This window comes from Streptomyces sp. NPDC093600, assembly GCF_044764755.1.
GTDB lineage: Bacteria > Actinomycetota > Actinomycetes > Streptomycetales > Streptomycetaceae > Streptomyces.
On the sequence record NZ_JBIWIU010000001.1, the window covers coordinates 185,893 to 211,277 of the forward strand.

At 73.9% G+C, this 25,385-nt stretch carries 26 protein-coding genes; 11 read left to right on the forward strand and 15 right to left on the reverse strand.

The genetic code is table 11. The features are described from left to right. Positions 1–59 precede the first annotated feature (59 nt). Together ACIRB4_RS00965 and ACIRB4_RS00970 are read left to right on the forward strand one after the other, a co-directional pair. Positions 60–1,016 carry a hypothetical protein gene (locus tag ACIRB4_RS00965; protein ID WP_403287668.1) on the forward strand — a complete coding sequence of 319 codons (957 nt, stop codon included), beginning with the start codon at positions 60–62 and terminating at the stop codon, positions 1,014–1,016. 51 nt (positions 1,017–1,067) lie between these two features. Further along, positions 1,068–1,772 carry a copper homeostasis protein CutC gene (locus tag ACIRB4_RS00970; protein ID WP_403287669.1) on the forward strand — a complete coding sequence of 235 codons (705 nt, stop codon included), beginning with the start codon at positions 1,068–1,070 and terminating at the stop codon, positions 1,770–1,772. Between the two features lie 191 nt (positions 1,773–1,963). Here the strand turns inward: ACIRB4_RS00970 and ACIRB4_RS00975 are convergent, their stop codons facing one another. After that, a complete protein-coding gene (locus tag ACIRB4_RS00975; protein ID WP_403287670.1) occupies positions 1,964–2,719 on the reverse strand; it encodes an SDR family oxidoreductase in 756 nt (251 codons plus the stop codon). Positions 2,720–2,801: 82 nt separating this feature from the next. Between ACIRB4_RS00975 and ACIRB4_RS00980 the strand changes: the two genes are divergently transcribed. Continuing rightward, positions 2,802–3,698 carry an aminoglycoside phosphotransferase family protein gene (locus ACIRB4_RS00980; RefSeq protein ID WP_403287672.1) on the forward strand — a complete coding sequence of 299 codons (897 nt, stop codon included), beginning with the start codon at positions 2,802–2,804 and terminating at the stop codon, positions 3,696–3,698. A gap of 27 nt (positions 3,699–3,725) precedes the next feature. Here ACIRB4_RS00980 and ACIRB4_RS00985 read toward each other — a convergent pair whose 3' ends face one another. From ACIRB4_RS00985 to ACIRB4_RS01000, 4 genes are all read right to left on the reverse strand, one after another. Further along, positions 3,726–4,649: a transporter substrate-binding domain-containing protein gene (locus ACIRB4_RS00985; protein WP_403287673.1), complete on the reverse strand. Its 924-nt coding sequence runs from the start codon at positions 4,647–4,649 to the stop codon at positions 3,726–3,728. A gap of 38 nt (positions 4,650–4,687) precedes the next feature. Continuing rightward, a complete protein-coding gene (locus ACIRB4_RS00990; protein WP_403287674.1) occupies positions 4,688–5,428 on the reverse strand; it encodes a hypothetical protein in 741 nt (246 codons plus the stop codon). Positions 5,429–5,430: 2 nt separating this feature from the next. Next, positions 5,431–5,904 (reverse strand): hypothetical protein, encoded by a 474-nt coding sequence (locus ACIRB4_RS00995; protein ID WP_403287676.1) that lies wholly within the window; start codon positions 5,902–5,904, stop codon positions 5,431–5,433. 102 nt (positions 5,905–6,006) lie between these two features. After that, positions 6,007–8,040, reverse strand: coding sequence for a HelD family protein (locus ACIRB4_RS01000; RefSeq protein WP_403287677.1), 2,034 nt, complete (start codon positions 8,038–8,040; stop codon positions 6,007–6,009). Between the two features lie 245 nt (positions 8,041–8,285). Between ACIRB4_RS01000 and ACIRB4_RS01005 the strand changes: the two genes are divergently transcribed. Together ACIRB4_RS01005 and ACIRB4_RS01010 are read left to right on the forward strand one after the other, a co-directional pair. Beyond that, the gene (locus ACIRB4_RS01005; protein WP_403287678.1) at positions 8,286–8,471 is read left to right on the forward strand and encodes a hypothetical protein; all 186 of its coding nucleotides are present in this window, start codon (positions 8,286–8,288) and stop codon (positions 8,469–8,471) included. Between the two features lie 47 nt (positions 8,472–8,518). Continuing rightward, a complete protein-coding gene (locus ACIRB4_RS01010) occupies positions 8,519–8,878 on the forward strand; it encodes a hypothetical protein (RefSeq protein ID WP_403287679.1) in 360 nt (119 codons plus the stop codon). Between the two features lie 16 nt (positions 8,879–8,894). On the opposite strand, the gene ACIRB4_RS01015 is transcribed toward ACIRB4_RS01010, so the two are convergent. Beyond that, positions 8,895–10,550 carry a DNA repair helicase XPB gene (locus ACIRB4_RS01015; protein ID WP_403287680.1) on the reverse strand — a complete coding sequence of 552 codons (1,656 nt, stop codon included), beginning with the start codon at positions 10,548–10,550 and terminating at the stop codon, positions 8,895–8,897. Between ACIRB4_RS01015 and ACIRB4_RS01020 the strand changes: the two genes are divergently transcribed. Next, positions 10,534–11,121, forward strand: a complete 588-nt coding sequence (locus ACIRB4_RS01020; RefSeq protein ID WP_403287681.1) for a Uma2 family endonuclease — start codon at positions 10,534–10,536, stop codon at positions 11,119–11,121. The two genes, ACIRB4_RS01015 and ACIRB4_RS01020, sit on opposite strands and share 17 nt — an antisense overlap. 111 nt (positions 11,122–11,232) lie before the next feature. Further along, positions 11,233–11,592 (forward strand): hypothetical protein, encoded by a 360-nt coding sequence (locus tag ACIRB4_RS01025; protein ID WP_403287682.1) that lies wholly within the window; start codon positions 11,233–11,235, stop codon positions 11,590–11,592. 11 nt (positions 11,593–11,603) lie between these two features. Here ACIRB4_RS01025 and ACIRB4_RS01030 read toward each other — a convergent pair whose 3' ends face one another. Next, positions 11,604–14,267, reverse strand: coding sequence for a helicase-associated domain-containing protein (locus tag ACIRB4_RS01030; RefSeq protein ID WP_403287683.1), 2,664 nt, complete (start codon positions 14,265–14,267; stop codon positions 11,604–11,606). 63 nt (positions 14,268–14,330) lie between these two features. On the opposite strand from ACIRB4_RS01030, the gene ACIRB4_RS01035 reads away from it, so the two are divergent. Beyond that, entirely contained in the window at positions 14,331–15,284 is a 954-nt protein-coding gene (locus ACIRB4_RS01035) for a hypothetical protein (protein ID WP_403287685.1), read from the forward strand. A 291-nt stretch (positions 15,285–15,575) separates the two neighbouring features. Here the strand turns inward: ACIRB4_RS01035 and ACIRB4_RS01040 are convergent, their stop codons facing one another. Genes ACIRB4_RS01040 through ACIRB4_RS01050 form a run of 3 tightly spaced genes read right to left on the reverse strand, consistent with a single transcriptional unit; the run spans position 15,576 to position 18,441 of the window. Next, a complete protein-coding gene (locus ACIRB4_RS01040; protein WP_403287686.1) occupies positions 15,576–16,388 on the reverse strand; it encodes an ABC transporter ATP-binding protein in 813 nt (270 codons plus the stop codon). Continuing rightward, positions 16,385–17,440 carry a FecCD family ABC transporter permease gene (locus ACIRB4_RS01045; RefSeq protein WP_403287687.1) on the reverse strand — a complete coding sequence of 352 codons (1,056 nt, stop codon included), beginning with the start codon at positions 17,438–17,440 and terminating at the stop codon, positions 16,385–16,387. The genes ACIRB4_RS01040 and ACIRB4_RS01045 overlap by 4 nt, the downstream gene beginning before the upstream one ends. Further along, entirely contained in the window at positions 17,437–18,441 is a 1,005-nt protein-coding gene (locus ACIRB4_RS01050) for a FecCD family ABC transporter permease (protein ID WP_403287689.1), read from the reverse strand. The genes ACIRB4_RS01045 and ACIRB4_RS01050 overlap by 4 nt, the downstream gene beginning before the upstream one ends. 86 nt (positions 18,442–18,527) lie before the next feature. Here ACIRB4_RS01050 and ACIRB4_RS01055 point away from each other — a divergent pair, with 86 nt between their 5' ends. Continuing rightward, positions 18,528–19,199: an HAD family hydrolase gene (locus ACIRB4_RS01055; protein ID WP_403287690.1), complete on the forward strand. Its 672-nt coding sequence runs from the start codon at positions 18,528–18,530 to the stop codon at positions 19,197–19,199. On the opposite strand, the gene ACIRB4_RS01060 is transcribed toward ACIRB4_RS01055, so the two are convergent. Then, on the reverse strand, positions 19,187–19,456 hold the full coding sequence (locus ACIRB4_RS01060) for a hypothetical protein (RefSeq protein WP_403287692.1): 270 nt from the start codon (positions 19,454–19,456) through the stop codon (positions 19,187–19,189). The genes ACIRB4_RS01055 and ACIRB4_RS01060 overlap by 13 nt on opposite strands. Positions 19,457–19,615: 159 nt before the next feature. On the opposite strand from ACIRB4_RS01060, the gene ACIRB4_RS01065 reads away from it, so the two are divergent. Beyond that, complete coding sequence (locus ACIRB4_RS01065; protein WP_391143746.1) at positions 19,616–19,999, forward strand: cold shock domain-containing protein; 384 nt, start codon at positions 19,616–19,618, stop codon at positions 19,997–19,999. A 39-nt stretch (positions 20,000–20,038) separates the two neighbouring features. Here ACIRB4_RS01065 and ACIRB4_RS01070 read toward each other — a convergent pair whose 3' ends face one another. The 4 genes from ACIRB4_RS01070 to ACIRB4_RS01085 form a co-directional block, all read right to left on the reverse strand. Continuing rightward, positions 20,039–20,899 (reverse strand): 1,4-dihydroxy-6-naphthoate synthase, encoded by an 861-nt coding sequence (locus tag ACIRB4_RS01070; RefSeq protein WP_403287693.1) that lies wholly within the window; start codon positions 20,897–20,899, stop codon positions 20,039–20,041. Then, positions 20,896–21,825, reverse strand: a complete 930-nt coding sequence (locus ACIRB4_RS01075; protein WP_403288630.1) for a futalosine hydrolase — start codon at positions 21,823–21,825, stop codon at positions 20,896–20,898. The genes ACIRB4_RS01070 and ACIRB4_RS01075 overlap by 4 nt, the downstream gene beginning before the upstream one ends. A 235-nt stretch (positions 21,826–22,060) precedes the next feature. Then, the gene (locus ACIRB4_RS01080) at positions 22,061–22,540 is read right to left on the reverse strand and encodes a DUF2771 domain-containing protein (RefSeq protein WP_403287694.1); all 480 of its coding nucleotides are present in this window, start codon (positions 22,538–22,540) and stop codon (positions 22,061–22,063) included. Positions 22,541–22,676: 136 nt separating this feature from the next. Continuing rightward, positions 22,677–24,041 carry an MFS transporter gene (locus ACIRB4_RS01085; protein WP_403287695.1) on the reverse strand — a complete coding sequence of 455 codons (1,365 nt, stop codon included), beginning with the start codon at positions 24,039–24,041 and terminating at the stop codon, positions 22,677–22,679. A 421-nt stretch (positions 24,042–24,462) separates the two neighbouring features. On the opposite strand from ACIRB4_RS01085, the gene ACIRB4_RS01090 reads away from it, so the two are divergent. Continuing rightward, entirely contained in the window at positions 24,463–25,374 is a 912-nt protein-coding gene (locus ACIRB4_RS01090) for a DUF3027 domain-containing protein (protein ID WP_403287696.1), read from the forward strand. Positions 25,375–25,385 lie beyond the last annotated feature (11 nt).

Genomic DNA, 25,385 nt, shown 5'->3' on the forward strand with positions numbered 1-25,385 from the left:
CCTGGGGGTATCGTGAAGTGCATCGGACGGAACGGTCACCCATGTACGGGAGAGCTGCCATGAACACCGGAGTGAAGATCACCGCCTTTGCCGCCGCACTCGCGGCGACCTTCGGGACCGCGTACGGGGTCGGCAAGGGCGTCGGACCCGTGGGGGAGCCGAAGAAGGCCGACCACGGCGAGCACGCGGCCGCCGAGCCGGGCGGGGCGGGGGACGGCCACGCCGGTCACGAGGCCGGCGCCGCCGCCCCGGCGGCCGGGGGCCTCCAGGTCTCGGACGGCGGCTACACGCTGGCCCTGGAGACGCCGAGGCCGGCCGTCGGCAAGAGTGTCCTGAAGTTCTCGATCAAGGACGGGAGCGGCCGGAAGGTCACCGCGTACAAGACGGAGCACGGCAAGGAGCTCCACTTCATCGTGGCCTCGCGCGACCTGACGGTCTACCGCCATCTGCACCCGGTGCGGGCGGCCGACGGGACCTGGTCGACGCCGGTCGACCTGCCCGCCGCGGGCGGCTACAAGGCCTTCGCCGACTTCAAGCCGGCGGCCGCGGGCGCGAAGGGCATCACCCTGGGCGTGGACCTGTCCGTGCCGGGCGCGTACGCGCCGCGGCCGCTGCCGGCCGCCGCGCCGACCGCGACGGTCGACGGCTACCAGGTCACGCTGGGCGGCACCCTCGCTCCCGGGAAGGCCGGCGAGCTGAAGCTCACGGTCAGCAAGGGCGGCAAGCCGGTCACCGACCTGGAGCCCTACCTCGGCGCGTACGGCCACCTCGTCGCCCTGCGCGACGGCGACCTCGCCTATCTGCACGTCCACCCCAACGAGGGCGGTCCCGGTCCGGACGTCTCGTTCACGGCGACGGCGCCGAGCCCGGGCACGTACCGTCTGTTCCTCGACTTCCAGCACGGCGGGAAGGTGCGGACGGCGGCCTTCACGGTCCACGCGGGGCCGGGCCACGCGACGGCGCCGACGCCGGCCGGGAGCGCCACGCACGATGCGGACGGTCACTCGCACGGCTAGGCTGGTCATTGGACTAGACCTGTAGCCGTCATTCATGGAGGAATGGGCTCGATGAGCAACCGTGCAGTCCTTGAGGTGATCGCCCTCGACGAGCGGGACGCGGTCGCCGCCCAGGCCGGTGGGGCGGATCGGCTCGAACTGGTCACCGACATGGCGGCGGACGGGCTCACTCCGTCCCTGGCCGGCTTCCGGGCGATCCGTGCCGAGGTGGACATCCCGCTGCGGGTGATGCTCCGGCTCCACGACGGTTTCGCGGCGGGGGGCTCCGGGGAGATCGACGCGCTGGTGGCACGGGCGTCGGAGCTCCGGGCGGCGGGCGCGGACGAGTTCGTCCTCGGCTTCCTGACGCCGCACGGGGACCCGGACCTGGTGGCCGTCGAGCGGCTGGTCGCGGTCCTGGACGGCTGCCGCTGGACCTTCCACCGGGCCATCGACCGGGCGGCCGACCGCGACGCCCTGCGCAAGCAGCTCGCGGACCTGCCGGGCCTGGACACCTATCTCACGGCCGGCGCGCCGACCGGCGTCGACGACGGCCTCGCGGTCCTCAAGGCGGAGGCCGCGAGGGCGGCTTCGGGCGAGCCGGGCTACGAGCCGCAGATCCTGGTCGGTGGCGGCCTGCGCCTGGACCACCTGCCGGAACTCCGGGCGGCCGGCCTCACCGCCTTCCACATCGGCGGCGCGGCCCGCCCCCACGGCTGGACCTCCCCGGTCACGGCGACCGCGGTGAGCACCTGGCGCGAGGCATTGGACGCGTAGCGCCCAGGACCCCGCGCGCCTCGGTGCGGGCGGGGCCCACGGGCGCGAGGGCGGGCGGGGCCCCAACGGCCGTGCGGGCGGGCGCGGTTCAGCGGGCGCGAGGGCGGGCGGGGTTCGCGCGGCGCCGGGTTCAGCGGCCGCGCGCCCTTCAGCGGCCGCGCGCTCGGTTCAGCGGCCCGTGCCCGCCCGGTTCACCGCCCGCCCGCCACCCGGAGGACCGTGCCCGTCGTGTACGAGGCGTCCGGGGAGAGGAGCCAGGACACCGCCGCCGCGATCTCGGTGGGGCGGCCCGGGCGGCCGAGGGGGGTGGTCAGGGCGGCCTTCGCCGGGCGGTCCGGGTCGCCCATCGTCGCGTGCATGTCCGTCTCGATCGTGCCCGGCGCGACCGCGTTGACGCGGATGCCCTGCGGGCCGAGCTCCTTGGCCAGGCCCACCGTCAGCGCGTCCGTCGCCGCCTTCGTCGCCGCGTAGTGCACGTACTCGCCGGGGCTGCCCAGCGTCGCCGCGGCGGACGAGATGTTCACGATCGCGCCCCCGGCGCCCCGCGCGGTCATGTCCCGGGCCGCCCGGCGGCAGCACAGCAGATAGCCGAGGAGGTTGACCTCCACCACCCGGCGCAGGTTCTTCGTCGTGGCATCCGTGAGCCGCCCCAGCGGCCCCGTCACCCCCGCGTTGTTCACCAGGCCCGTCACCGCGCCCAGCTCCGCCTCCGCCGCGTCGAAGAGCCGCTCCACGTCCTCCTCCACGGACGTGTCGGCCCGGACCACGACACAGCGCGCCCCCGCCGCCCGCACCTCCCGTGCCGTCCTCTCGGCCGCGTCGGCGTCGCTCACGTACCCGAGGACGAGGTCGTGTCCCCCGGAGGCGAGCCGGACGCAGGTCGCCGCCCCGATCCCTCGGCTGCCGCCGGTGACGACCGTCACCGGCCGGTCTGCTGTGCTGGTCATCCGTACACCCTTCTCGTCGCGCCACCCCCATGATCCGAAATCCGTTGGCCCCGCCCGCTCCCGCCCCCCTACGCTCGCGCGCATGGCAGCTCCCGAGACGCACGCGGACGAGGTCCGCGTCGACAGCGCGCTCGTCGCCCGGCTGGTCGCCGAGCAGTTCCCCCGCTGGGCCGGCCTGCCCGTCACCCCCGTCCGCTCCGCCGGTACCGACAACGCCATGTACCGCCTCGGGGACGACAAGGCGGTCCGGCTGCCCCGCGTCCCCGGCGCCGCCCGCCAGGTCGGCAAGGAACAGCGCTGGCTCCCGCACCTGGCCCCGCGTCTCCCGCTGCCCGTGCCGGTACCGCTGGGCGAGGGCGTGCCGGCCGAGGGCTTCGCCCTGCCCTGGTCGGTGTACGGCTGGCTCGACGGCGCCAACGCCTTCGACGAGCCGATCGCCGACCTGGCCCACGCCGCCACGGCGTTGGGCCGCTTCGGCGCGGCCCTGCGGCGCGTGGACGCGACCGGAGGGCCCGCCTCCTTCCGCGGCGGACACGTCACCGAGTGGGGCGGGGAGGCCATGGCGGGCGCCGTCCGCGACCTCGGCGCCGACGGCACGATCGACGCCGCTTTCGTGACCGATGCCTGGGAGTCCGTCCTCCGGCTGCCGCAGTGGGACGGCCCTCCCGTCTGGGTCCACGGCGATCTGCTCCCCGGGAACCTGCTCACCCGCGACGGCCGGCTCAGCGCCGTCATCGACTTCGGCGGCGCCGGGGTCGGCGACCCCGCCTGCGACATGATGGCCGCCTGGACCCTCCTGACCGCCGAGACCCGGCCCCTGTTCCGGGAGGCCGCCGAGGTCGACGACGCGACCTGGGCGCGCGGCCGCGGGTGGGCGCTGTGCTGGAGCGTGGTCACGGAGCACCACTACCGCGTCACCAACCCCGTCCTCGCCGCCGTCGCCCGCCGCACCCTCGCCGAGGCGCTCACCGAGTTCTGACGGACCCGAAAAGCCAGAGTCCGGGGATCAGTCGATGCTCGCGTTGGCCGGCTGATCCCGGCAGGACACGGCGTCGATCTCGGACGTCGTGGGCTTGGCCTCGTTGCGCTCGGCCGCCGGCATCACGTCCAGGTTGTTCTGGAAGTCCCGGTCCCAGTCGTTGCCGGACACATACGTCTTCAGGGCCTCGCGGAGCCGTTCGCAGTCCTCCCGGTGGCCCTTGACCATGGCGATGCCGTAGTCGTTGGTGGCGCCGAAGGCGATGCCCGGCACGACCGTGAGCGCGGGCTCGGCCTCCATGAATCCGTAGAGGATCATCTGGTCGGTGGAGACGGCGTCCACCCTCCCTTCCTTCAGCGCCTTGACGCAGTAGGCCGCGTCCTCCTCCTCATGGAGCCGGATCTGCCGGTAGGCGGGTTTGCTCAGCTCCTGCACGGAGGTCGTGCCCTTCCACACGCAGACCAGCCGGCCGTCGAGGTCGTCGAGCGCGTGGTAGCGGTCGCGTTCCTCCGCCCGTACGAGGACACCCTGCGGTGTGGACGCGTACGGGCCCACGAAGTCCAGGCCCTCGCCGTTGGGCTCCGACGTCGGCGCCATGCGCTTCTTCGTGATCGAGTACGTCCCGACGACGAGGTCGACGGCCCCCTTGCGCAGGTCGATGGCGCGGTTCTTGGACAGGACCCCGGTGAAGAGCGGCTCCTTCACACCCACCCCGCCCAGGACCTCCTTCGCCACGGCGATGTCGAAGCCGTCGTACACGCCGGCGTGCCGCGTGAAACTCGTGCCCGGCTGGTCGCCCTTCGTACCGACGCGGACCTGCTTCCCCTCGCCGAACATCGACTCGGGCGGCGACGTGCAACCGGCCGCGACGACGGCCGCCATGACCGCCGCCAGGGCGGCGACGGCGGCCCGTACCCCGCCGCGCCGCCGCAACCCTGCGCTTGCCCTCACGTGATGTCCCCCCTCGCCGTGCACCGATTGATTTCGCTTCAGCGGCTGTGGAGCGTTCCGCTCACCTTCGCCAGCCTCATCGCGCAGTTCGGCTCCGTCTCCACGGCGAAGCCGATGAGAACCTCTCCCCGGTGCCCGTGGAGATCGAACTCGACGACGTCGTCCGCCGGCACCCTGAGCGTGCCCGGGGTGATGCCCGGGGTGAGCGCCGTGAGGGTCGCCGTCGTCTTGTGGACACACGTCGGTGTGCTCGGATCGTCGTCGGCCACCGTCAGCGCGATCCGCAGCCGCTTGCGTACGTCCTCCGGCGCCGGCTGGGCCATCACCAGCGTGAGGGTGCCGCCCCGGGAGCCCACCACCGGCTGGACGCCCCGCACATCGATCTCGACCGGGATCTCGCCGTTGCGGTCGACGTGTGCGAGGGCGACCAGGCCCAGGAGGCAGCAGAGGACGGAGGCGAGGGCGAGCGTGGTCCGCAGCGAGCGTGCGAAGCCCCACGCGGCCAGCGCGGCGGCGGAGGCGGCCACGACGAAGGCGTGGAACACCAGGAACTGGCGCCAGGGCCCGCCGGGCCAGGTGACCGACGCGTAGACGACCAGACCCACCACCGCCACCGACGCGCAGAGCGCGAGGACCACCGACCGCTGCCATCTCGCCGGCTTCGCCAGGGTGCCGAAGTTGAACGTGGCGTGCGAGCCGACCTGGCCGGCGGAGACGGAATTCCCGCCGTTCGCCTGGACGTTGGTGACGTGCGGCGGCGGTGACTCCTCCCCGGACACGCTCAGGACTCTCTGCTCGACCGGTCGCCGCCACCACCGAGGTGGAACACGGCACCCTCGCCGACCGAGCCGACCGCAAGCGAGCCGGCGCCGCGCGACGTGACGTTGTACGTCGTCGTGTGCGTCGTGCCGGAGGCCGCGCTCCGTACGAGCTCCAGGAGGCGGTCCGGATCGAGACCGCTGTCCCGCTCCCTCAGCCAGGCGATCAGCGCACGGGCCAGCTGCTCCCGCTCCGCCGTGCCCAGGGCGTTCAGCAGCTCGTCGGCCCGTGACTCCTCCAGGCCGTCGGTCAGGTCGAGCGCGGGCTCGGAACCGTCGTCCCGCCGGAAGATCCTGCGGAAGACCCCCGGCCCGCGCATCACCGACTCGTCGGTGATGCGCTGCGCGGCGGTGGTCGCCAGCGCCGTGCCGAAGACGCCGGCCGCGGTGGCGAAGTAAGGAGCGAGTTCAGCCGAGATGTGGAGCAGTTCGGACACGGGTCCCCCAGTGAGTGCCGGCCGCGCGTGCTGATAGCTCTGTGAACACGGTGATGGTAAGCGACCACGCGGGTCCGGCGCAGGCGACAACCGGTCTCGATGTCAGCCGGTCCGGTCCTCCGCGAGCTGTGCCGGCAGCGGGGCGGAGTGCAGCACGGTGAGACCGGACACGGCACGGGTGAGTGCCACGTACAGCCGCCGCAGGCCCGTGCGTTCGTCCGGTTCGCCGTCGACGACGGCCGCCGGCTCGTCCAGGACCACGTAGTCGTACTCCAGGCCCTTCGCCAGCGACGCCGGGACCAGCGTCAGCCGGGACTCGGCCGTGGTCTCCTCGCCCGGGGAGAGGTACGTCAGACCGGCGGCGGTCAGCGCCTCCGCCAGCGGCGCGATCCGCGCGTCGGCGGCGATCAGCCCGATCGAGCCCTCGTGCGCGAGCGACGCGACGCAGGCCGCGACCACCTCCGCGTCCAGGTCCTCGGTGTGACGGACGGTCAGCGAACCGGGGTTCTCCCGGACGGACTCGACGGCCGCGAGCCCCGGTGACATGTGCGGCAGCAGCCGGGAGGCGTACGCGATGACCTCGCGCGGCACACGGAAACCGGCCGTCAGCTCCTCCACCACGGCCTCCGGCTTCCCGAGATGGCCCAGCGCCTGCGCCCAGCTCGCCGTCGCCCACGGCGTGGTGCCCTGCGCCAGGTCGCCCAGGATCGTCGCCGAACCCGTCGTACACCGCCGGCCCACCGCCCGGTACTGCATCGGGGACAGGTCCTGCGCCTCGTCCAGGACCACATGGCCGAGCGAGTGCGTCCGCTCCACCAGGTCCTTCGCCTCGTCGATCAGGACCGCGTCCGCCGCCGACCACTTCGCCGACTTCACCGACCGGGCGGGCTTCGCCCAGAGCAGCAGCTTCTGCTCGTCGGCGCTCAGCACCCCCTCCGCGTGCTCGGCGAGGAAGTCGGCGTCGCTCAGCAGCCGCAGGACCAGCTTGGCCGGGTCGACCGCCGGCCAGACCGCCTTCACGACCGCCTTCACCGCCGCGTTGCGCGCCACCGCGTCCTGCACCCGGTCGTCCGGCGCCTCGCCCGCCTGCTCCATCCGCACCAGGACCGCGTGCGCGATGCGCTGCGGAAGCGCCTCGCGGGCCGCGCCGTACCGGATGTCGCGCTCCCGCAACTCCCGGACGATCTCCTCCAGTTCGTACGCCGGGATCCGCCAGCGGCGCGAGCCGCGGACGACCATCAGCGGCTCGGTGGGCAGGGTGATGTGCGAGCGGACCGCGCGGCGCAGCACCTCCGCCATCCGCGCGTCGCCCTTGACGACCGCCGTCGCCGCCTCGTCCGTGCCGCGGACCTCGACATGGCCGACGAGGTCGTCGACCGTCGCCTGCTGGACCTCCAACTCGCCGAGCGCGGGGAGCACCTGCTCGATGTAGTGGAGGAAGGACCGGTTCGGCCCGATGACCAGGGTGCCGGTGCGGGCGAGCCGCTCGCGGTGCGCGTAGAGGAGGTACGCGACCCGGTGCAGGCCCACGGCCGTCTTTCCGGTGCCCGGGCCGCCCTGCACACAGACCGTGCCGGACAGGCCCGACCGTACGATCTCGTCCTGCTCGGGCTGGATCGTGGCGACGATGTCCCGCATCGGACCCACGCGGGGGCGCTCGATCTCCGCCTGCAGCAGCTTGCTCGTCCGCTCCAGCTCCGCCGGGTCGGAGAGATGCTCGTCCTCGTACGCGGTGAGCTCGCCGCCCGTGTAGCCGAACCGGCGCCGCAGCCCCACGTCCTGCGGGTCCTTCTTCGAGGCCCGGTAGAACGGCTGGGAGACCGGCGCACGCCAGTCGATCACCATCGGGTCGCCGTCGGCGTCGTGGACGTGGCGGCGGCCGATGTAGAAGCGCTGCCCCTCCTGCGTGGTGTGCAGATAGTCCAGCCGGCCGAAGAAGAGCGGGGTGTGGGAGAGGTCGGCGAGCGCCTTGATCCGCTCCTCGATCTGCGCCTGCAGGACCGCGGCGTTGACCCAGTTCGCGGTGACGTCCTTGATGTCGAGCGCCTGCACGTCCTCGCGCATCGCGCGCAGCGCGGCGCGGGACGCGGTCAGATGGGCGCGCTCGCGCGCGAGCGGGTCGTCCGAAGCGGACATGGCGGTGCCTCCGGGAGATGTGGACATGACGGGGCGGCCGCCGGTTTCCGACCGGACGGCGGCTCTCCACTCAGGGAGGCGGGGAAGTCGGCGATTGTAGACGGGTGCGGCGGACGGAGGCGAATGGTTTTTCACCCCCGACACCACGGCGGGCGACCCGTAGGGGACGGGCTCCGACGGAAGGTGGAGCCCGACTCCATCCCCAGGCCGATGTGTTCGGAATGTCCGAAATTCATGATGGTGGTATGACCGCAGCGACCTTCACCCCGGCCCACACCACCGCCCGGCCCCACGTCCGCCCGCTGTCCACCGCCCTCCGGGCGATACGCGCCTTCGGCGGCGCGGCCGTCGGCGTCGTCGTCCTCGGCGCGTACCCGGAGGAGGCGGGGGTCAGGAACCCCCGGCCTGAGTACCGGGGAGGCCCCGACTGAGTACGCCGACCGGTGCCCCCACCGCGTACGGCTGATGTGATCGGTCCATGACGCCACCCACCGCACCCGCACCGACCACGACCGCACCCACGGCACCCGCATCCAGCGCGCCCGCCCCGTCGTCCTCCACCCGCGCGCTGCGCTTCGCCGCCCTCGGAGGCTTCCTGGCCCTCTTCGCCTCGCTCGTCCTCACCGCGATCGTCGTGCTGAACGACGCCGTCGCGGGCGACGGCCGAGCGGGCTCGGCCGTCGACACGGCGTTCTGGTCCCTGGGGCTCGGTGCCGTCCTCGGCCTCCTGGCCGCGGTGCCGCCGCGCGCGGCGCTCGCGCACGGCGTGCGCAAGGGCGCCGTCCTCCTCCAGTACACGCTGGCCGTGATCGCCCCGCTGTTCGCCCTGATGGACTGACGGCCCCCCCGGCCGGTCAGCCGGCCTGCCCGTCACCCGCCAGCAGCTCGTCCGCGTCCACGATCCGGTACGCGTACCCCTGCTCCGCCAGGAACCGCTGCCGATGCGCCGCGAAGTCCTGGTCGATCGTGTCCCGGGCGACCACCGAGTAGAAGTGCGCCTGGTGCCCGTCGGCCTTCGGCCGCAGCACCCGGCCCAGGCGCTGCGCCTCCTCCTGCCGTGAACCGAACGTGCCCGACACCTGGATCGCGACCGTCGCCTCCGGCAGGTCGATCGAGAAGTTCGCGACCTTGGACACGACCAGGACGCTGATCTCGCCCTGACGGAACGCGTCGAAGAGCTTCTCGCGCTGCGCGTTGGACGTCTCGCCCTTGATGACCGGCGCGTCCAGGTGCTCCCCGAGCTCGTCCAGCTGGTCGATGTACTGCCCGATGACGAGGATCTGCTGCCCGGCGAACCGCCGCACCAGCGCCTCCGTCACCTTCCGCTTCGTCGCCGTCGTCGCGCAGAAACGGTACTTCTCTTCGGTCTCGGCCGTCGCGTACGCGAGCCGTTCCGACTCCGTCAGATTGACCCGCACCTCGACACAGTCGGCGGGCGCGATGTACCCCTGCGCCTCGATCTCCTTCCACGGCGCGTCGAACCGCTTCGGACCGATCAGCGAGAACACGTCGGACTCGCGCCCGTCCTCACGGACCAGGGTCGCGGTCAGACCGAGCCGCCGCCGGGCCTGCAGATCGGCGGTGAACTTGAAGACCGGCGCCGGCAGGAGATGCACCTCGTCGTAGACGATCAGACCCCAGTCCCGCGAGTCGAAGAGCTCCAGGTGCGGATAGACGCCCTTTCGCTTCGTCGTGAGGACCTGGTACGTGGCGATGGTGACCGGCCGGATCTCCTTGCGCGTACCGCTGTACTCGCCGATCTCGTCCTCGGTCAGCGAGGTCCGCTTCACCAGCTCGTGCTTCCACTGCCGGGCGGACACGGTGTTCGTCACGAGAATGAGCGTGGTCGCCTTCGCCTGCGCCATCGCACCGGCGCCGACCAGCGTCTTTCCCGCGCCACAGGGCAGCACGACGACACCGGAGCCGCCGTGCCAGAAGCCCTCGACGGCCTGCTTCTGGTACGGGCGCAGGGCCCAGCCGTCCTCGGCCAGGTCGATCTGGTGCGCCTCGCCGTCGACGTACCCGGCCAGGTCCTCGGCCGGCCAGCCCAGCTTCAGCAGCGTCTGCTTGATCTGCCCGCGCTCGGAGGGGTGCACGACGACCGTGTCGGCGTCGATCCGCGCGCCGACGAGCGGCTGCACCTTCTTCGACCGGAGGATCTCCTCCAGAACGGGCCGGTCGGTGGTGGTGAGCACGAGCCCGTGCGTGGGGTGCTTGGACAGGGTGAGCCGGCCGTAGCGGGCCATGGTCTCGGCGACGTCCACGAGCAGCGCGTGCGGCACGGGGTAGCGGGAGAACTCCACCAGCGCGTCGACGACCTGCTCGGCGTCATGACCGGCCGCGCGCGCGTTCCACAGCCCGAGCGGGGTCACCCGGTAGGTGTGGATGTGCTCGGGCGCCCGCTCCAGCTCGGCGAAGGGCGCGATGGCCCGACGGCAGGCGTCCGCCTGCTCGTGGTCGACCTCCAGAAGCAGCGTCTTGTCGCTCTGGACGATGAGTGGTCCGTTCACGTACGTACATCCCTTCCGCACGGGCCAAACGTCCAGTGTGCCTGACGCCCGGCCGTTGTCGCTGGGGCCTGCCACACTGAAGACGGGGGAAGCGCTCGTGCTGTCTCCGGCTCCGGGATTCAAGCACCAGAGGGCGTCGTTCCGGCTGGCGTCTCTGCTGGACGGCGCCATCCAGGCCGCGGGAGCTCCCGCGGAGGTCCTGGAGGCCGTCAATCTCGTCCTGCCCGACGGGCTCTTCATCCCGGACATCGTGGTGGTCGAGGCCGCCGCCGCCGAGGACCCGGTGACGTGCGATGCCGACGACGTGCTGCTCGTGGTGGAGATCGTCTCGCCGTCATCCTCCGGTCGCCGCACCGACCGGCTGCTCAAGCCGCCGTACTACGCGGAGGCGGCCATCGAGCATCTGTGGCGGCTCGAACTGGAGCCGACGCCGACGCTGATCGTCTCCGAGCTGAAGGACGGCCGCTATGTCGAGCGGACGGTGGCCGAGGCCGGGCAGTCGACGCTCGTCGAGGGGCCGGGTTTCGTGATCAAGGTGGACCCCGGGCAGCTCGTGAACCCGAGCCGCTGACGTTCCCGCGTCGCCGGCCCCACCGCGCATCCCCGCGTATGAGTACGCGCGGAGGGCGGATGAGTACGTACGCGGTGGGGGTGGCGGGGCGGGGCGGGATGGACTGCGGGCATGACCGACAACGCCTGGACCCAGTGGACGCGGCCCGCGACGTGGGGTGACGCACCGGATCCTCAGTGGTGGGTGCCGCCGCTGGTCGCGACCGTGGCGGCGCCGCTGCTCGCCGCCGTCGTGTCCGGGGCGGAGAACCTCTTCGCCCCCGGCTCCTTCATGTTCGCCGGCAGCCTCCTGACCTCCCTGGCGCTGATCCTGCCGACCTGGTTCCTCGCCCGCACCCGGCGCCGCCGCGCGACCCGCGTCGGCCTCGCCGCCTCCGGCTGCGCGCTCGCGCTCGCGTTCCCGTTCCTGCTCGCCACCGTCGGCTGGATCGTGCTGATCGTCATGCTGCTGACGGGGAACGTCCGCGCGTAGGACACAACGTCCTAGACCTGGTCCTCCGCGAGTTCCGCGACGCCCGTGATCCGGTGCAGGGGGTACGTACGGACTTCGTCCGCCGTGTGGTCGTAGCCCGTGACGAAGCCCCCCTCCACCCGGACCGGGGCGATGACGCGCTGGCTGGCGGCCCCCTCCGCGTTGACGTAGCCGATCCACACCGCGGAGCCGGTCATGGCGGCGGCCTGGACCGTGGCCAGGGTCTCCGCCGGGGACGTGCGGGGCAGTTCGCCGCCGGCGAGCGGGGCGGCCTCGGGGCGTTCCTTCCGTACCGCCGTCGAGGCGAGGTCCCCGGCCCGGATCGCGCGGACCGCCGCCCCCAGCAGTGTCGGGTCGGGCAGGGGCGGCCCCTCCGGGACGGGCGCGGGCGCGGTGCGGGCGGGCGTGCGGTACGCGTTGGCCCGGGTGATCAGAACGTCCCCCTCCGCCGACTCGGCGGCCGGGGCGTACCCCATCGACCGCAGCCCGTCGAGCAGCGCCGCCGGTTCCGTCTGGGCGGCCAGGACGGTCGGCGCGAGCCGGCGCAGCCGCAGGGACGCGGACCGCTTGTCGGCCATGATCTCGCCGAGGAGCGCGTCGTCGTCGCACCGCACGTACGCCGAGGCCGCCCCGATCCGCAGATGGCCGTGCCTCCGCGCCACGTCGTCGATGAGGTACGCGAGAGGCTGCGGGACCGGCGTACGGGAGTGCGCCGTCAGGAACGCGTGGAGGTCCGACGCGCTGCGGCCGGCGTCCAGCGCCCGCCGCACCGAGCCCGGCGTGAACCGGAAGACCGTCGCGCCACCCTTCGATTCCACGTCCGCGAGGACGGCGAGCATGTCGGCGAGCGGCCGCTGGAGCGGGCCGGGCGCGACGGCCGTCAGGTCGGCCTGGAGCAGCACGTGGTCGACGGCCTCGGGCAGCAGCGGCGCGAGCAGGGTCGCGGCCCGCGCGGCGGCCACGGACAGCTCGACCCCGCCACCGGTCACCGACTCCGGCGCCGCCTCGGCGAGGGGCAGGTTGAGGAGCGCCCGGGCGGGGGTGGAGAGGGCGCCCCGGCCGGTGATCCCGAGCATCTCGGCCTCGGTGAGGGTCCACAGCGCGATCCGGGACCGGAGGTCGGGGGAGTGGGCGGGGCCGTGAGCGCCGGTCTGAGCGCCGCGCGGGCCGCCGGTGCCGGTCCCGTAGCCGCCCGCACCTCCGGAGCTCGTACCTCCGGCTCCCGCACCCGAGCCCGTACCTCCGGCTCCCGAACCGCCCGCACCCGGCGCGTTCGACGCCGTCCGCAGCGGGCGCTCCCAGCGCAGCCGGGCGAGCAGCGTCTCCGGGTCCGCCGCCGAGCCCGGCGGCAAGGTGGCCTGCAGGGTGAGGACCCGGCGGCGCACCTCCGGGGCCGCGGCGCGGTCGAGGTCCGGGCCCAGCGCGGACAGCGTGCGGCCCCTCGCGTCCTGGCCGCCGACCAACCCCGCCGTACGGGTCGCGGTGAGCCACACCGAGACGAGCCGGGCCCAGCGCTCCGCCGCCGGAAGGTCCAGCCAGTCGTCGTACGCGGGCGTCGGCGCGTACCGCTCGTCCGCCTCGCCGTCCGAGGCGAGCAGCCCCGCCCCGTAACAGAGCTCCAGCCAGAACGCCGCGACCTGCTCCGTCACGTCGAGCGCGGCGGCCGTCCGCTTGAGGTCCCGTACCGACAGGCCGCCCGCGCGCAGGACCGCGGGCCCGCCCTGGTTCCAGCTCTTCAGCAGCTCCTCGACCGTCGCGAGCGCGGTGTACGCCTGGCCGGCCGCCGCGCTGTCCACCACCTGTGGACGGTACTCGCGCAGCACCGACAGCGCCGGAGGATGCGGTTCCGGCATCCGGTGCGCCCGGCCTCCGCGCAGATGCAGCGCCGCCTCCCGGGGCAGCACGACCGTGCGCGGCGAGGCGGGCAGCAGCAGGCCCCGGTCGCGCAGCCAGCGCACCGGCGGCGCCGGGTTCGCCGTCACCTCGCCGTACGGCGGACCCCACACCAGCCGGTCCAGGACGGCCAGCGCCTCCGAGGGCGCCGTGTCGAGCAGGGCGCCCATCCGCTCCCGGTCGGTGAACAGCCGCGTCAGCGCCGCCACCGCCGAGACCGGGTCGTGGGTCGCCGGCAGCCCGGCCGCCGCGAGGATCTCCTGGATCCGGCCCGGCGACATCCCGGACGTGGCTTCGGCGACCGTGGGCCCGAGGCCCGTCGGCGAGGGGTGCTGCGGCGACGGCGCGAGGAGTTCGCGCGCGGTCCGCACCAGCCGCAGCCGGTCGTCCTCGCCCCAGACCAGCGCCTGCTCGCGCAGCGCCTCCACCGCGCGCGGCAGCGCCGCCTCGATCTCCGGGTCCCCGTCGTCGCCGGTGAGCAGGGCGAGGAGCGCCGGGTACGGGGCGGGGTCCGGGGCCACGGCGAGCGCCTCGGCGGTCTGGAGCGTGAACCGGTCGAGCCGCTCCAGGGCCCGGACCACGGAGGCGCGGGTACCGGCCCGGGTGGCGAGCTGGGTCAGGTCGTTCGGCACCGGGGAGAGGAGGTCCGGCCGGGCGCGCAGCAGCGCGGCCAGCCCCTCGTCGCCTCGGGCGCGCAGCGCCTCCGCGAGCGTGCGCGGCGCGGCGGCGGCACTGGTTTCTGCGGGCACGTGCGCCTCCCGGTCGAGCTCACCGATCCCCATCCGCCCCACGTTAGCCCCTGCGCAGGCGCTAACGTCGGGGCGTACGGGCCGTGGAGGGGCATTGTGGGGATCGAGAGCGACCAGCTTGTCTTCGACTATCTGAGCCGGGTCGGCGATCTGGCTCAGCAGCGGCAGCTTCCGTCGGGGGCGCGGATGCGGCTGGTGGCGTCCCTGCGGAACGAGATCGACCGTCGGCGCGTCACGTCCGGCGAGGAGACTCCGGGGGCGGTTCGCGGCATCCTCCGGGAGCTGGGCACGCCCGACGAGGTGGTGGACCGGGCGGCGGGCAGCGCGCCGGTGCGCACGGCGCCGGAGCCGCCGGTGGTGCCGGCGCCCCGTACGGAGGAGGGGTGGCCGACCCCGCCGCATCTGGCGGGAACGGACGAGGTCGGTGCCGCCGACACCGAACCGGACTGGTGGAGCACCGAGGTCCCTCGGGCGCGGCCCGGGGACGAGCTGGTGCCGGGGTTCAGGGGCGGGGTGGAGATCCCGGAGCTGCTGAAGCCACCCCTTGAGGACGAGGACGAGGACGAGGAGGACGAGGAGGGCGACGAGGCCGGGGCGGAGGAGCCGACGCCGAGGAACCGCTTCGCCCGTCTCGTACGGTTCCGGCGACGCGAGGCCCTCGCGCCGGCCGCCGAACCGCTGCCCGAACCGGCGGGCCGCAGCCGCTTCCGTCTCGGGAGCCCGGTCCTCGTGCTGGCCGCGCTGCTGCTGCTCGGGGGCGCCGCCTTCGGCTCGCTCATCGCCCTCGCGGTGGGCTGGCTCCTCGCCTACGCCTCCCGCCGGCTCTCCCGCACGGAGGCCAGGTGGGCGGTCGTCATCCTGCCGGGGCTCGTGCTCACGGCGGGCGCGGTCTGGCTCTGGGGCCGGGTCGAGGGCCGCTGGGGCCTCCCGATCGCACCGGGCGGCGAGGCGATGGGCGCGGCACTGTCGGAGACCTGGCCGTGGGTACTGCGCACGGCGGCGATCACCTCGGCACTCTTCCTCCTCTGGCGCTCCCGCCGCCACGCCTGAGCCGGGGGGCCTGGGGCCGCCTCCGCGCGCCCCGGCGGTGCCCGGGCCCGCCACCGCGCGCCGGAGGAACCGCCTCGGGCAACCCGCGTCCGCTCCCGCGCGGGGGCCACTCGGGCCTGCCCGTCCGCTTCCGCTCGCCGTGAGGCTGCCTCGGATGTCCGCTCCCGTTCCCGCGCGCGGCGAGGTTGCCTGAGGCTTCCGCTCACGCTGGCGGTGAGGCTCCCTGAGGCATCCGCCCCGCTCGCCGCGAGGCTCCCCGAGGCCTCCGCTCCCGCGCGCCGCGAGGCGGTTTCAAACCCCCGCCCCCGCCCCCGCATCCGCGTGCCACGGTGCTCCCGGGATCACCAGGGGGGATCCCGTCACCGGGTCCGGGACCACCACCGCGTCCAGGCCGAAGACCTCCCGGACCAGCTCCGCCGTCACCACCTCGCTCGGGGGGCCCTCCGCCACCACGCGGCCCGCCTTCATCGCCACCAGGTGGTCCGCGTACCGCGCCGCCTGGTTCAGGTCGTGGAGGACCAGGACGACCGTCCGGCCGCGCCCGTGGTTCAGCTGGCGCACCAGGTCCAGGACCTCCACCTGGTGCGAGATGTCCAGGTACGTCGTCGGCTCGTCGAGCAGCAGCAGGTCCGTCTCCTGTGCCAGGGCCATCGCGATCCAGACCCGCTGCCGCTGCCCGCCGGACAGCTCGTCCACCGACCGGTCGGCCAGGGCGGCCACGTCCGTACGCTCCATCGCGTCGACGACCGCCCGCTCGTCCTCCTCCGACCACTGCTTCCACCACGCCTGGTGCGGCTGCCGCCCGCGTGACACCAGGTCCGCGACGGTGATCGCCTCCGGTGCGACCGGCGTCTGCGGCAGCAGCCCGATCGCCCGCGCGATCCGCTTCGTCGGGATCTTCGCCAGCGACTCGCCGTCGAGCAGGACCGCCCCGCCGGCCGGCTTCAGCAGCCGTCCCAGCGCCCGCAGCGTCGTCGACTTCCCGCACGCGTTCGGACCGACGATCACCGTCACCTTCCCGTCCGGGACGGCGAGGTCCAGCCCGTGGACGACGGTGCGGTCCTCGTAGGCGAGGGTCAGCTCGCGCGCGGTCAGCCTGCTCATGCTTTTCCTCCTGTGCGCCCGCGCACGATCAGCCAGATCAGATACGGGGCGCCGACCGCCGCCGTCAGTACGCCCACCGGCAGCTCGGTCGGCGAGAACAGCCGCCTCCCCAGGAGGTCGGCCGCGACGACGATGAACGCGCCCGTCAGGGCCGAGCAGAGTAACGGGATCTGCGCGGTACGTGTCATCCGGCGGGCGATCTGCGGCGCGAGCAGCGCCACGAAGTCCACCGGCCCGGCCACCCCGGTGGCCACCGACGCCAGCACGACGCCGATCAGGACGAGCCCCAGCCGGACCCGGCCGAGCCGGACCCCGAGCGCCGTCGCCGTGTCGTCGTCCAGGGACACCATCCGCTGCGCGCGGGCCGCCCACAGGACCGCCGGCAGCAGCACGAGCAGCGTCCAGCGCAGCGGCAGAGCCTCGTCCCAGCCGCGCCCGTTGAGCGAGCCCGTCATCCAGATCTGGGCCTGCTGGGCGACCAGATAGTCGCCCTTGGTCATGAAGAGGGTCATCAGCGACCGCAGCGCGATCGCGAAGCCGATGCCGATGAGGACGAACCGGGTCGCGTGCAGCCCGCCGCGCCACGCGAACACGTACACGAGCGCCGCCGCGGCGATCCCGCCGGCGATCGACAGGTACGGCAGAACGGTGTACGACGCGAGACCGAAGGTCATCGCGCCGACCGTCAGCGCTCCCGCGCCCTGGCTGATGCCGATGATGTCCGGGCTCGCGAGCGGGTTGCGGGCGACGGTCTGGACGAGCGCCCCCGCCACCCCGAACGCGGCGCCGACCATCAGCCCGACCGCGAGGCGCGGCAGGCGCAGGTCCCCGACGACGAACGCGGACGGGGAGGGGTGCCCGAAGACCACCCGCAGCACCTCCGACGGTGCGACGAACCTCTCGCCGACACAGAGGTACGCGACGCAGACGGCGGCCAGCAGGACCGACAGACCGGCGGCCACCAGAGCCGAGCGCCGATGCAGCAGGAACGATCCGCCCCCGGCGCGGACGATCCCGTACCCGGCCGGACGCACGGAGGTCGTCGCCGTCATGCCGGCACCGCCTTCCGGCGCACCAGCGTCACCAGGAACGGCACCCCGATCAGCGCCGTCATCACCCCCGCCGGCACCTCGCCCGGCGGGAACAGCACGCGGCCGATCACATCCGACACCAGCAGCATCACCGGCCCCACGAGTGCCGCCATCGGCAGGACCCAGCGGTGGTCGCCGCCGACGATCGCCCGCGCGATGTGCGGGACCGCGAGGCCCACGAACGCGATCGGTCCGGCCGCCGCCACGCCCACACCGGTCAGCACGGTCGCCCCCACGCCGCCCACGATCCGCACGGTCGCGACCCGCTGGCCGAGGCCCTTCGCCACGTCCTCGCCGAGCGCGAGGGCGTCCAGGCCCCGGGCGACCGAGACCACGAGCACCGCGCCGACCAGCAGGAACGGCCAGATCTGGCCCACGACCTCGGTGTTCCGGCCGTCGATCGAGCCGATCTGCCAGAACCGGAACTCGTCGAGCGCCGAGGCCTGGGTCGTCAGGATCCCGGTCGTCACCGAGAGCAGCAGCGCGTTGATCGCGGCGCCACCGAGCGCCAGCTTCACCGGCGTCGCGCCGCCCCGGCCGCTGGAGGCGATCGCGTACACCGCCACGGAGGCGATCGCCGCCCCCGCGAACGCGAACCACACGTAGCCGGTCAGCGTGTGCACCCCGGCGAAGGCGATGGCCATGACCACACCCACGGAGGCGCCCTGGCTGATGCCGAGGATGCCGGGGTCGGCGATCGGGTTGCGGGTGATGCCCTGCAGCGCGGTGCCGGCGAGCGCCAGCGCGGCGCCGACCATCAGCCCGATCAGCGTCCGGGGCACCCGCAGCTCGCGTACGACCTGGGCGTCGTCGCCCGTGCCGCCGTGCAGCAGCGCGTCGAGGACGGCGGAGGGCGCGACGGCGCGGGCGCCCATGGCGAGGCTCAGGAGGATCGCGAGGAGGAGGGCGGTGACAGCGGCGGCGGTCGCGAGAACGCGTCGGGAGGGGGGAGCGGCTGTCATCGAGACCTATCGGAAGACGTGCGTACGCAGGTGAGGCTTGGCTCGGCTCAGTCTAAGCAGCGGCCGGATTCGAACATCCGGGCACAATGGCCCGCATGACTTCCGCCCCTTCCACCCCTTCCGCCTCGCTGACCGCGCTCACCGTCGGCTTCGACCTCGACATGACGCTGATCGACTCCCGCCCCGGCATCAAGGCCGCCTACCAGGCGTTCTCCGCCGAGACGGGCGTCGCGATCGACGCCGATCTGGCCGTCTCGCGGCTCGGTCCGCCGCTCCAGCACGAGCTGGCGCACTGGTTCCCGGCCGAGGAGATCGACGAGAGGGTCGTGCAGTACCGGGCGCTCTACCCGACGTACGCGATCACGCCGACGCTCGCGATGCCCGGCGCCCGGGATGCGATTCAAGCCGTTCGGGAGGCCGGCGGCCGGGCGATCGTCGTCACCGCCAAGAACGAGCCGCACGCCAGGCTCCACCTCACCCACCTCGGCATCGACCCGGACGCCGTCATCGGCGGCCTGTGGGCCGAGGGCAAGGCGGAGGCGCTGCGCGAGCACGGCGCGGGGGTGTACGTCGGCGACCACACCGGCGACGTGCGCGGCGCCGCGCGCGCGGGCGCCGTGTCGGTGGCCGTGGCCACCGGGCCGTGCGACGAGGCGGAGCTGCGGGCCGCCGGCGCGGACGTCGTCCTGCCCGACCTGACGGAGTTCCGTGCCTGGCTGGCGGGGTACCGGGCCCGGGAGGCGTCCTACCTGCCCTGAGCGGACACGGTCCTCGCCTGACGGCGCTGGGCCGCGATCGAGCGCAGCAGACCGGCGCCCGCGATGAGGAAACCGACGCCCATCAGCATGCACACCGCGTACGCGACGGGCGGGAAGGGATCGGTTCCCAGGAACAGCGGGGCGACGGTGACCAGCGTGGCGACAGCGCCGATGATGAAGACGATCGCACCGGCGCGGACGAGCCCGTCACCCGGAGCGGTGTCGCCCGCCGGGGCCGAAAGGGTTTCATTACGCATTCGGCCAGGGTAGTTCCCAGGCCGAAGGAACAAACCGGCGACGTCTTGTCAGCAGCCGGAAGCCCATTAGCCTTGGTGCCGGCGGGTCGGGAGACCCGCTGTATCGCTCTCCAGGCCGGAATCCCGGCGCACCCATCGAGTACGAGGACGAGGACAGACGTGCCTACCGGCAAGGTCAAGTGGTTCAACAGCGAGAAGGGCTTCGGCTTTCTCTCCCGCGACGACGGCGGCGACGTCTTCGTCCACTCGTCGGTGCTCCCTGCCGGAGTCGACGCCCTGAAGCCGGGGCAGCGTGTGGAGTTCGGGGTCGTGGCCGGTCAGCGCGGCGACCAGGCGCTCTCCGTCACGGTCCTCGACCCGACCCCGTCCGTCGCCGCGGCGCAGCGCCGTAAGCCCGACGAACTGGCGTCCATCGTCCAGGACCTCACGACGCTCCTGGAGAACATCACGCCGATGCTGGAGCGCGGCCGGTACCCCGACAAGGTGCAGGGCAAGAAGATCGCGGGCCTGCTGCGAGCGGTGGCCGACCAGCTCGACGTCTGAGACCCCCGGCCCGATCCGGACGAGAGGCCCTAGGAGGGCCTAGGAGTCCTGGGGGAACGCCAGCGCGTCCGGGCCGAGGGGCGGTACGAGCCCCTCGGCCGCGGCGCGCGTGAGCAGACCGCGGACCGCCGCGTAGCCGTGCTCGCCGAGGTCGGCGGTGAACTCGTTGACGTACAGCCCGATGTGCTGGTCGACCACCGCCGGGTCCATCTCCTGCGCGTGTTCCAGGACGTACGGGCGGGAGGCGGCCGGGTCGTCCCAGGCCATCCGTACCGACGCGCGGGCCGCGTCCGCGAGGCGCCGCAGCATGTCCGCGCCCAGCGAGCGCTTGGCGATGATCGCGCCGAGCGGGATCGGCAGGCCGGTGGTCTCCTCCCAGTGCGCGCCCATGTCGGCGAGCGCGTGGAGGTCGTAGTTCTGGTAGGTGAACCGGGCCTCGTGGATGACCAGGCCCGCGTCGACCTTGCCGTCCCGTACGGCCGGCATGATCTCGTGGAACGGCAGGACCACGATCTCGCCGACGCCCTCCGGGACCACGTCGGCGGCCCACAGCCGGAAGAGCAGATAGGCGGTCGAGCGCTCGCTCGGCACCGCCACCGTCTTCCCCGTGAGGTCGACACCCGGCTCGCGGGTGAGGACCAGCGGGCCGCAGCCCCGGCCCAGCGCGCCGCCGCAGGGCAGCAGCGCGTACTCGTCGAGGACCCAGGGCAGCACGGCGTACGAGACCTTCAGCACGTCGTACGGGGACGAGCCGCTCTCCGCCCACCCGTTGGTGAGGTCGATGTCGGCGAAGGTCACGTCGAGCCGGGGCGCGCCGGGGACGCGGCCGTGGGCCCAGGCGTCGAAGACGAAGGTGTCGTTCGGGCAGGGCGAGTACGCGATCTTGAGCTTGGGCGTCATGGGGCGGGCTCCACGAAGACGGAGTGGCTGAGCAGCTGGAAGGTGTACCGCAGCGAGTCCATGGCCTGGCCGATCCGCCAGGCGGCCCGGTCGCGCGGTCCGACGGCGTTGGAGACGGCCCGGATCTCGACGACGGGCACGCCGTGGGCGGCGGCCGCCTCGGCCACCCCGAAGCCCTCCATCGCCTCGGCGGCGGCGCCGGGGTGACGGCTCGCCAGTTCGGCGGCGCGCTCGGCGGTGCCGGTGACGGTGGAGACGGTGAGCACGGGCCCGACGGTGTGGCGTTGCGCGCCGCCGGTGAGCGCCGCGGAGATCCGCGCGGTCAGCCACGCCGGCACCCGGTGCACGGACCGCCCGAAGCCGAGCTCCTCGACGGCCAGATACCCGTCGGGCGTCTGCGCCCCGAGATCGGCCCCCACGATCACATCGGACACGACGACCGCCCCGAGCGGCGCGCCCGGCTGGAACCCGCCACCGATCCCGGCGGAGACGACGAGGTCGTACGGGCCGGGGGGCGGGGGTGCGGGGGCGGAGCCAGGCGATGCAGGTGCGGCAGCCGGAACCCCCGGCGGGGTCGCGCCGGGCGCGGGCGCGGGGCCCTCCGGGCCGGCGATCGGGGCGGGCGTCGCGGCCCACGGGGCCGTCCCGTCAGGTCCTCCCGGCCGGGCCTCCTCGCGGGAGGCCCAGGCGAGGGCGGTCGCGGTGGCGACGGCGGCCGCTGCCGGGCCGACGCCGGCGACGAGGACGTCGACGACGGGCCGGAGAGGGGCGTACGCGGGCGCTCCGGAGAGGGACCCCCCGGGCCCCGGCTCGGACCGGGATCCGGCGAACGGCGCCTCGACCGGCCCGGCGCCCGGCGTACGGGATCCGTCGACCGGCCCCGCGCCCGCGGCACGCGTACGCGACTCGGCGACCGGCGCCGGGATCGGCCCCGCGCTCGGGGTACGGGACGCCTCGACGTGCCCCGCGCCCGGCGAGCGGAACGCCTCGATCGCCCCCGCGCCCGGTCTCGGGGCCGTGTCCGCGTGGCGGTGCAGGACGAAGCCGCCCGGGAGCGGGTGGTCGCCCGAGCCCGGGCCGCCGAAGGGGAGGCCGCGGGCGACGGAGTCCGCCTCCGCCGCCACGGCCGTCACGATCAGGATCCGGCGGAACACCGGAGGATCAGGATTCCTTCTTCAGCGCGAAGTGCCAGATGCCGGTCAGCTTCTTGCCGTCCGTCTCGACCAGGGTGACCTGGGTCTCGTTGGGCGCCTCGCCGGTCTGGCTGGAGAAGAAGGCGCTGGCCGGAATGGTCCGGTACGTCTTCTTGTACGGCTCCTGCTCGGCCGCCTGGCCGCCGAGGAAGATGGTCCAGCCCTTCTCGGCGATCTCCGGGTCGACGCCGAACCGGATCTTGTCGTCCATGGAGACCGTGAGGGTCTTCTCGGCCTTCTTGTTGAGGCACTGCTGGATCTGCGACTCCTTGATGGCTTCGCCGTCGTTGTAGCAGGCGGCCTCGGAGTGGACGGAGTCGGTCCCGACCGTCAGGGTCGCGAGCGGAGTCGGCTTGTCGCAGGCGGAGAGTACGAGGAGCCCGGCGGAGACGGCCCCGAGGGCGACGGCGGCCCGGCGGCGCGAGCCGGTGAAGAACGCAACGGTCATGGCCCGAAGGCTATCGGGCGTGTCGAGCTGCGCCACGCGGGGGTGCGGCGCGCCGCGTTTTCCGTCCCGCCCGGCCCCGCGGCCCGGCCCACCGGGTTCCACCGCCGGGCCGCCCCGCCCCACCGCCCGACCCGCCTCACGCGGGGCGCCGGAGCGGGAGCGGTCTGCGGGCCGCACCGAGGAGGCCGCGGACCGCGAGAAGGGCGCCCAGGGCCAGGATGCCCGCCGCCACGGACATGCCCACCGTGCCGTTCAGCGGCAGCGCGATGCCGATCGCGCCGCCCACCACCCACGCCATCTGGAGCAGCGTCTCCGAGCGGGCGAACGCCGACGTGCGGACCACCTCCGGCACGTCCCGCTGGATCAGCGCGTCCAGCGAGAGCTTCGACAGCGCCTGCGTGAGTCCCGCCACCGCGCCGAGGACCGCCACCATCACGCCGCCGAAGAACACCGCCGTACAGATCGCCGCGCCGAGCACCAGCGTGATCATCGTGGCGATGATCACTTCCGGGCCGTGGCCGCGTTCACGCAGCAGCGAGCCGACCGCCGTGCCGCACGCGTTCCCGACGCCCGCCGCCACGGCCACCACCGCAAGCGACACCGCGGCGCTCTGGTCCCCGAGCGGATGCTCGCGCAGCAGGAACGCCAGGAAGAAGATCAGGAACCCGGCGAGCATCCGCTGGGCCGCGTTGGCCTGGAGGCCGTGCAGCACGGACGGGCCGACCGTGCGCAGGCTCGGCTTCTTCTCGCCGTGCGTCAGCAGGTGCGCCCGGCGCTCACCCTTCGCCGAATCGACCTTGTGCGGCATCCGGAACGCCCAGAACGCGCCCAGCAGGAACAGCGCGCACGCTCCGTACAGCGGCCACGCGGGCCCGATCTGCTGCAGCCCCGCGCCCACCGGCGCGGCGATCCCGGTCGCGAGGAGCCCCGCGAGCGTGACCCGGGAGTTGGCTCTGACCAGCGAGAAGCCGTGCGGCAGCAGGCGTGGCACGACCGCGCTGCGGACCACGCCGTACGCCTTGGAGGCCACGAGGACGCCCAGCGCCGCCGGATACAGCTCGATGCCGCCCGTGGCGACCGCCGCGGACATGGTGAGGGCGAGGACCGCCCGGGTGAGCATCGCCCCCGCCATCGCCGCCCGCCGGCCGTGCGGGATGCGGTCCAGGAGGGGGCCGACGACCGGGGCGAGCAGGGTGAAGGGGGCCATCGTGATCGCCAGGTAGAGCGCGACCCGGCCGCGTGCCTCGTCCGTCGGTACGGAGAAGAAGACCGTGGAAGCCAGCGCCACGGTGATCATCACATCACCGGCGCCGTTCACCGCGTGCAGCTCGATCAGCTTGCCCAGGCCCGATTCGCCCGCGCCGTGCGCGTGGGTCGCCTTCCGGATCCCCTTCGCCGTGCCGGTGAAGGGCAGGTGCAGGGCGCGCCCGACCGACCGGCCCGCTCTCCGGAGCGGCCCGGCATGATCGTGGGATCGTGCGGTCGACCGTGCGGCTGCCACTCCGTCATAGTGCCCCACGCCCCTCCCGTACGAACCGAAGCGCGGCCCGGCGATCTTCTTCGGGCCTCTCCGAGCCCCCTCGGCGATCTTCTTCGGGTCCTCTCCGGGCCCCCGGCGGTCTTCTTCGGTCCTCTTCGGGCCCGTCCCGGCGTCCGCGATACGGGCCACTTGGGACGGGCAGGTGGGCGGCGGGCGGCGGAGGGGGTAGCGTGCGTAGCGCGCCACCGGCGGAAGTTCTCGGCCGCGCGCCTCTTCGGCATCCCGCAGAATGGATGACGATAGGTGTGCCCGAGACACGCGAGACATGTCGGGTGCGGACGTCGATGCGGCCCCCCGGTCCGCTCCGCCCGCCGCCCGGTGATATCGCTCCCGCTCCTCGGCCGGCGCACCCGTGAGACGGCGTAGGAGAGAAGCGAGACCTGTGAGTGCTGCGACGACGCGAAGCCGTACCCCGCGTACCCCCGACCGCCTGTGCGCCGAGGCGGTAGACCTCGCGAGGGAGGCCGCCGAGGAGGCCGCCGCCCCCGGCATCGTGGGGGAGCATGTCGAGGTCGTCGCCGAGGGCGACCGGGTCGTCACGCACTTCTTCGAGTGCGCGGAGCCCGGTTACCGCGGCTGGCGCTGGGCGGTGACGGTCACCCGCGCCTCCCGGGCCAAGAACGTCACCCTCGACGAGACCGTCCTGCTGCCCGGCCCTGACGCGCTTCTCGCACCCGAGTGGGTGCCGTGGAGCGAGCGTCTGCGGCCCGGCGACATGGGGCCGGGCGACCTGCTGCCCACGGAACAGGACGACCTGCGCCTGGAGCCCGGCTACACCGGTGAGGACGCCCCGCCGCCGAACTCCGTCGTCTCGGAGGACATGGCGGAGCACCTCGACGTCGAGGACGCCGAGATCGTCTCCCGTACGCCCTCGCGGGGCGCGATCGCCGCCGTCGCCGAGGAGCTCGGCATGCGGCGGGCGCGCGTGCTGTCCCGGTACGGGCTGCATGTCGCGGCGGACCGCTGGGAGGAGTCCTTCGGCGCGAAGACGCCGATGGCGCAGGCCGCCCCGGCTTCCTGCGAGTCCTGCGGGTTCCTGCTGCCGCTGCCCGGCTCCCTGAAGCAGGCGTTCGGCGTGTGCGCCAACGAGTTCTCCCCGGCGGACGGGCGGGTCGTGTCCCTCTCGTACGGCTGCGGCGGGCACTCCGAGGCGGCGGTCATGCCGAAGCCTCCGCGCCCGGCGCCGCCGGTGCACGACTCGATGGCGACGGACGAGTTCCCGCTCCGGCCGGCCAAGGACTCCGGCTCGGTCACGGAACCGGACGGCACCCCCGAGGACCTGGGCCACTCGTAGGCCCCAGCCGG